We start from the raw sequence: 4433 nt of genomic DNA, 5'->3' as shown, positions 1-4433 counted from the left end.
GGCTTCCAGGGCAACCCCGGCTCACACCCGATCCGGAGCCTTCGCGGTCCCGGGCGCCCCAGACCCTACTCACCGCAACAATTCAACCGAGAATCCCACGCTACGCGGCCGATCTCGCTTCTACCGCGCAGACTCCTAGACCAGCGACTTGATCGGCACGGATCGATTCGGCCTTGGCGGGGAAGAGCCAGGGAGCGAAGGTTCGCCGGCCGAGTTCGCAGATTCGGCCTCGTCGGCCTCGAGTAACTCGTCCAGTTCTTCCGAATCACCACTATCAGGGATCCCCTCCAGCGTTGGGGTTGGAGCCGCCGGCGTCCCCAACCACTCGGAAGGCTCTCGCTCGATCGGACGGTTCTGCGGCGGTTCGATTTCGGTCCGTTCCGTGAGCCTTGGATCCGCAAAGAAGCGGGCCTTCTTTGCCCAGATAGGACGCTCCCCGGCGACGAAGATGAGCGCGTTGTCCGCCGGGATCCGGAGCGCCTCGTCGGGCGTCAAGAGGGCTCGGTGGGTCTCTTCTTCGGATGCCATCACATGGGACAGCCAGGGGGCGAGGCGGTTGCCCGAGTACATGCGGCGCGGCTTTCGTACCGTCATGACACCGGCCATTTCCGAGAGCAGCCGCGCCGTCTCAATCTTGTTCGGTGCGAAGGCGACCCGCACGTGGCAGTTCGAGACGATGGATTCATGGTGTCCGTAGGCGGCGTAGAGCTGCGAGAGGTCCTGAACGATGAGGAACGCCTGGATGCCGTAGCCGGCCAGATAGGCGAGCTGGGTCTCGAAGAAATCCAACCGCCCGAGCGTTGGAAACTCGTCCATCATGAGAAGGAGCCGGTGGCGGGCGGCGGCGCCCTCCCCTGCCCTTTCCGTCCCCTCGAGGCTTTCCGTCAGCCGGCTTCCCACCTGATGGATGAGGAGCCTCATGAGGGGGCGCACGCGGCTAACGTCCGAAGGCGGAACGACGAGGTAGAGGCTCACGGGCGTCTCGTAGTCCACGAGGTCCGTGACCTTGAAATCGCTCCGGCTCGTCTTCTCCGCCACGAGGTCGTCTCGGTAGAGGGAGAGGCATTTCACGGTGGACGAAATCACGCTGGAGCGCTCGTTCTCGCTCTTGTTCAAGAGCGCCCGGGCCGAGCCAGCGACGAGCGGGTGCGTCGTCGTCGGGGAGTCGCCGCCAGCCTCCCGCCACCCACGCGCGCCGGGTGGGTCGTGCTCGTAGGCCATCATCTCCTCGAGCACGGCTTCGATCGGGCGCGCCGGATCCGTGAGCAGCTCGAGACAGCCTCGGAGCGTCTTCCTTGGCCCTGCGTAGAGGACATGCAGGATCACGGCGACAAGGATCTCCTGTGCCGTGAGGTCCCAGTGGTCTTTCGTCCCGGACCCGTCGGGGTCGACCAGCATGTCGGCGATGTTCTGGGCATCGCGAACCTCGAAGTGCCCCCTCCGAACTTCGAGAAGCGGGTTGTAGTGGGCGGAGTCGCCGTCCTCGGAGGTTGGATCGAACCGCAGGCAGCGGTTTCCCAGCCCCTCCCTTCGCCATCCGGCCGTGAGCGACCAGTTTTCGCCCTTGATGTCGTGGATGAGCGCACTCCCCGTCCACGTGAGAAGCGTCGGGACGACCCATCCAACGCCCTTGCCCGAGCGTGTCGGCGCGAAGCCCAGGACATGCTGAACGCCTCCGTGACGGAGATAGGTCCCCTTGTCGCGGGGCTTTCCCCGGTGGACGCCGAGCACGACGCCCTCTCCTGAAGTGAGGTCCGAAGCGCCGATCTCCTCCCCGCTCGCCCAGCGCGCTGAACCGTGCGCATCGCTGCGGGCCGACTCCTGTTTGGCGCGTCGCCACGCTGCGACCATCCCGACGCCGAAGATCAGGTGCGCCGGGATGGCGATCAGGAAATGGGCTGTTTGAAAGGTCGGCTCAGCCCATGAGGCGTCGCCGAATCGGAGGTCCCAGCTCCAAACGCTCCACGGCGTGTAGATCGGAAGCGCTGCTGCGGCCAGCACAAGCAGGCTGCACGTTGCGAGAGATCCGCACCAGTGCTGCCAACGATCTGTCACCGCGACGCCTACCGCCGCCATCCCGAGAGAGACGCTGAACGCGCCGAGCGCCACCGAGCCCCATCCGCGGACCGTAAGGAGCGGCTCGCCGAGGTTCGAATGGAAGCCGAAACGCCAAGCCACCCACTCCGTCGTGGCCCAGATGACGAGCAGCATCGACCCGAAGATCAGCAGAACGGAGTTGATGTAGATCCCGATCCGGGCATCCGGTCGAGATTCGCCGAGGTCGTAGATCGGCTGGTCGGCCACGCCGCCGTTCCCATCGGCAGGGAACACGGGGCATCCTGGGGGGGACCTCAAGATTGCGCGCAGGGCCGAGAACCGCAAGGCGCAACGAGTCCGGGCAGGCCGAACCAAGGCGGCCTGAGTAACGATCCCCCGGCAAAGCCGGGGGCTTTCGTTTGTGAGCCGCTCAAAGCGGCGTGAACGGGGCCGCTTCACGGCCCCTTGAGCCCCCTGAAGGGGGCTGGCCTCATAGCAGGTTCAGCTGGTCGACTCTTCGGTCCTCGGCCTCTTGATGCCGGATGTACTCGCGGACCGGTAGTGTCCTACCCCGCGGGGTGTCTCCATGTGTTGACAACGATGGATCTTGATATTATATCAAGTCTAACCCCCGGCCGGCCGACACCCCTCTAGGAGCAGTTCGTTGACTCCCCCCGAGAAGCCTGGCACGGGTGCGATCCTCCAAGCCATCAAACGCTTATATGAAACCGGCGCATTCATCCCACGAGATCATTTTCACGAACGCATCGACGAGCGGTCTGTTCCCCATTCTGTCTTTCCATCAGTCTTTGAAAGCGCCGAAGTTGTCCGGGGTCCAGACTGGGATTTCGAGTTCGGAAACTGGAAAGTCACGATCGAAGGGGCCACTCCAGATGAGGAATCAGTGAGGCTCGGCTTGGCGGTAGACATAGAGGAAGACAGGCTTTTCCTCTTAACTGTCTTCTACGTAGACTGACCGAGGTTCTCAGATGAGTATGAAACCGTGCGCTACTTGCGGCAGCGAGTACAGATACACCGTTTGTGATTCATACCGGTACGCCGAGAGCGGTCTCGATAATATCTACCTCACGAATGTAGAGATCATCACCTGCAAGTGTGGGGATTCGGTTGTCATCCATTCGCAGCCCACCCTGCTCCGAATACTTGCTTCTTGTTTTGCCTTCAAGCCGGCCAGAATCCGAGGACCCGAGGTGCGATTCGCCCGGAATGTACTTGGCAAGAAGGCAAAGGACTTTGCGGAGGCTCTGTCCATCGCACCTGAACACCTTTCACGGATCGAGAATTCTGAAGAATCCATCTCGGCTTCGCTCGACAAGCATGTCCGGTATCGTCTGATTATTGAACTGGTAACGAACCACGGTCAACTCATGGCGGACACATTCGATATCGAGGAGTTCTCTCGTCTCATCGATACGAAGCTGCCGGTAGATGACGGGCACTTGGGTCTCTTTGTCTCGTACACGGGATCATACATCGGATCCAGTGATTCAAGCGTGGACTTCGAGTTCCGTGAGGCGGCCTAGTACGGCGCCTCCACCAGCTCTTCCAGCGTCCAGCGGTGATCCGCGACGCCTGCGGCCAAAGCGGGCGTCGTTCCGATGGTCGAGTGCCGCCGGCAGAAGTTGTAGTGGACGAAATGCAACGCGGTCGCGGCTCGGAGGTTCTCGATCTTCTTTGAGAAGCCGTTGGTTAGCCGCGTGAAGCGTCGCATCCCCATTCGCATCGTGAGGTTCTGGCGCTCAACGTGGGAGGTGCAGATCCGGTCCGGATCGGGGTTTCCGTAGACCGCATCCTTGTCGATCGCCACGACCTCGGGAGGCGAGTACCTACCCGTATCGAGCGGAGCCCCTTTGTACCGCTTTACGATGCGCCCGTAGTCCACCTTCGTGTCGCTGTGGATCGAGCCTCCCAGGTGCAGGCTGATGGCGTGGCGGTAGGCGTAGAGCTTGTCGGTGCTGATCTGGACCCGTCCCTCGATCCGTCGAGCAAGCTGCTTGGTCAGGATTTGGGCATCGGCATCCTTCCGGCGGCCGACGTGATGGGCTGGGACCAGCTTGGAATCGGGATCCAGGGCCACCCACGTCCAGGCGTCGCCCACGCGGGTCAGATCATCGGTGCGCTTGAGCTGGGCCCGCTTCTTCGAAACGAAGCACCAGATTTCATCCATCTCGATCTGTTCGCAGCGAACGTGACGGATCTCTTCATCCATAATCCGCTCGGCCTTCCGGCCTGTTCCTCGGTGAACACCCAAAAGCGGCCATACGTGATCACCTGAAAACCGGCCATAGAACGGGGAGTCGTCCAGGACGTTGAGGCGGGCGAGGCGGATAGCCTCGCCCGCCATGGCAAATGTCTTGGACGCAGAGAAACAGCAG

At 62.2% G+C, this 4433-nt stretch carries 4 protein-coding genes; 2 read left to right on the top strand and 2 right to left on the bottom strand.

Going from position 1 to position 4433, the window contains the following annotated elements:
* Positions 1-135: 135 nt before the first annotated feature.
* The gene (traG, locus tag GY937_05875; GenBank protein MCP5056241.1) at positions 136-2331 is read right to left on the bottom strand and encodes an IncP-type conjugal transfer protein TraG; all 2196 of its coding nucleotides are present in this window, start codon (positions 2329-2331) and stop codon (positions 136-138) included.
* 370 nt (positions 2332-2701) lie between these two features.
* On the opposite strand from traG, the gene GY937_05870 reads away from it, so the two are divergent.
* Together GY937_05870 and GY937_05865 are read left to right on the top strand one after the other, a co-directional pair.
* Positions 2702-3013, top strand: coding sequence for a hypothetical protein (locus GY937_05870; protein MCP5056240.1), 312 nt, complete (start codon positions 2702-2704; stop codon positions 3011-3013).
* Between the two features lie 235 nt (positions 3014-3248).
* Positions 3249-3581: a helix-turn-helix transcriptional regulator gene (locus GY937_05865; protein MCP5056239.1), complete on the top strand. Its 333-nt coding sequence runs from the start codon at positions 3249-3251 to the stop codon at positions 3579-3581.
* Here the strand turns inward: GY937_05865 and GY937_05860 are convergent.
* On the bottom strand, positions 3578-4267 hold the full coding sequence (locus GY937_05860; protein ID MCP5056238.1) for a transposase: 690 nt from the start codon (positions 4265-4267) through the stop codon (positions 3578-3580). The genes GY937_05865 and GY937_05860 overlap by 4 nt on opposite strands.
* Positions 4268-4433: the final 166 nt, after the last annotated feature.

Source organism: bacterium, assembly GCA_024228115.1.
GTDB lineage: Bacteria > Myxococcota_A > UBA9160 > UBA9160 > UBA6930.
The sequence above is the reverse complement of the archived record's forward strand: the minus strand, read 5'-3'. Positions and strand labels throughout refer to the sequence as shown.